This window comes from Mesorhizobium sp. M1328, from assembly GCF_040318075.1.
Lineage (GTDB): Bacteria > Pseudomonadota > Alphaproteobacteria > Rhizobiales > Rhizobiaceae > Mesorhizobium.
The window spans coordinates 1-2,118 of sequence record NZ_JAMYLO010000069.1 but is presented as its reverse complement, the minus strand read 5'-3'; the positions used below and the strand labels follow the sequence as shown (position 1 = coordinate 2,118).

The window sequence follows — 2,118 nt, the reverse complement described above, 5'->3', positions numbered from 1 at the left end:
GATCCCGCGCTCGCTCAACAAGGATGTCAGCGCCCGCGCCAGGTCCTTAGCAATGGGGACGACGCGGTCTCTGCGCCCTTTGCCGCGCAGCAGCACTTGTGGGTGCGGCCGTTCCAACTGAAGGTCGTTTGCGTTGACGCCGGTGGCTTCGGAGACCCGGGCGCCGGTCCGTGCCAGAAACAGTAGAAACGTTCGGTCGCGCCGCCCACGGGACGTCCTCTGATCGGGGGCCGCAATAAGGGCGTCCACTTCGGCCTTGGTGAGGTGGTGCGTCACCTCAATGTGAGCCCGTTTTATGGGAATCGTCAGCACGCGTTGGGCGACACCGAAGGACGCCGGGTCAGCGGCTGCTACGTGATGGAAGAAGGATCGGATGGCCGCTAGTCGGGCGTTGCGCGTGGCGATGACGTTCTTGCGCTTCTCCTCGAGCTCGTCGAGGAAGGCGAGAACGAGGTCTCGATCGAGGTCTTCGAGTGCCAATGCGGCCGGCTTCTTCGCCAATCGGGTGGCGGCAAAGATGATCAGCATGCGCAAGGCATCGCGATAGCTGGCCACGGTCGCGGGAGTCGCATTGCGTTGTTTGGTCAAGCGCCGGCGAAAGTAGGACTCCAGGAGCGGCGCCAGCAGCAGGTGTTCGCTCATGCTGCACCTCCGTCGAGGAAGGCGCGCTCCGCCGCAATGGCGAGAAGATCTGCCGAACCGGTGAGATAGTAGGCAGTGTCGCTGTAGCTGGCGTGACCGAGATATGTGGCGAGCAACGGGAGCAACGCCTGAACGTCTGCGCGCTGCTGATGCCAGAGGCCGAGACGGGTCACGGCGAACCGGTGCCTGAGATCGTGTGGCCTTAATGGCTTGCCGCCATCGAGACCAGCAAGCTTGCGGGCCTCGGCAAAGCCGTTTTGCAGGCCTGTCGCCGAGAGGCGATTGCCACGAGAGCTGAGGAAAAAGGCCTGGTCCTTGGGCATGGGAAAAGCGGCATCCCGTTCATGGACGTAGCTACGAAGGGCAGCCTGGGTCGTCGTGTGAACTGGAACGAGACGGTCCTTGCGGAACTTCGTCTTCCGAATGAGGAGAATCCCGTTGGCCAGATCAACGTCGGAACGATCAAGTCTGACCACTTCGCCTGATCGCAGCCCCGAGCTCGCCAATAATCCGATCAGCGTGGCCATTGTCCGCCCCTTGAGAAGGATTCCCGGCGAGATGCGGCGGCATGCGTCGATGAGTGATGCCAACTCGGCCTCGCTGAGGATTCGCGGAGGCGGAATCGCTCTGGATCTGGGGAAAGCTCTGCGCTCCAAGGCTTCGGTTCGCGCGTCATAGACGGCGAGATATTCGTAAAACCGGCGCAGCACGCCGTGACGACTGACACGGCTGTTGGCGGCGCCGCTGAACGACAGGGCAAAATCCAGCGCCAAAGTTCGAGTGGCAGGCCCATCGAACTGAGCGCGCTCAATGTACCTCACGAAAGCCCGCAACGTGCCGGCTTGCTTGCTGAAGGCATAGCCGAGGGAGTGGCGTAGCTCGATGTAACACTCGGCCTTCTCGCCGAGGAATCGGGCAAAGGCGGTCATGCCACGCCTCCCGGAAAGGGAAGTGCGACCTCGGCAAGTTGCGACGTCGCGACCTTTACGTACAGCGCCGTTGTGTTGATGCTGCGGTGTCCCAGGAGATCGGCGACCTCGTTGATCGGCCTTCGCTGCTTGACGAGCTGGGTGGCAAGACTGTGGCGCAGGAGATGCGCACCTGCGACCTGCCCGAGTTCAACCCCGCCATGTCGCAACCGCTTCCGCACGATCCTCGAAACAGGCGACGCGCATTTGAATGGTGCCACGGGCGGCGTGAAGGACAGGAACAGATACGGACTATCCACCTTCGGTCGAGCGCGCAGGACGTAGTCGGCGAGCGCGGCACCGGCTTCCTCGATGAGCGGGGCCACCCGATCACGCTTGCCCTTGGTGTGCCGGACAAAAACCTCGCCAGTTCGCCAGTGGATATCGTGCAGTTGAAGGGCGCGCAGCTCACCGTTGCGAATGCCCGTGGTGGCGAGCAGCAGCAGGACGGCTCGATCGCGGACGTCAACCGGTGCCGTTGCGCCGATCATATCAATTGCACGCCGAA

Annotated in this window: 3 protein-coding genes; all 3 read right to left on the bottom strand. The window is 62.7% G+C overall.

Annotated features, from left to right (window positions below; translation table 11 throughout):
• The coding region (locus NKH23_RS34345) for a tyrosine-type recombinase/integrase (RefSeq protein ID WP_353036775.1) at nt 1-642 on the bottom strand (642 nt) is incomplete at its 3' end.
• On the bottom strand, nt 639-1,571 hold the full coding sequence (locus NKH23_RS34340) for a tyrosine-type recombinase/integrase (protein WP_023699564.1): 933 nt from the start codon (nt 1,569-1,571) through the stop codon (nt 639-641). The genes NKH23_RS34340 and NKH23_RS34345, both read right to left, overlap by 4 nt.
• Nucleotides 1,568-2,118 (bottom strand): site-specific integrase (locus NKH23_RS34335; protein WP_353036773.1); only part of this gene is annotated, 551 nt, incomplete at its 5' end. The genes NKH23_RS34340 and NKH23_RS34335, both read right to left, overlap by 4 nt.

Coding starts and splice junctions, on each gene's coding strand:
- NKH23_RS34340 (WP_023699564.1), bottom strand. CDS start 1,571: ATGACCGCCTTTGCCCGATTCCTCGGCGAGAAGGCCGAGTGTTACATC.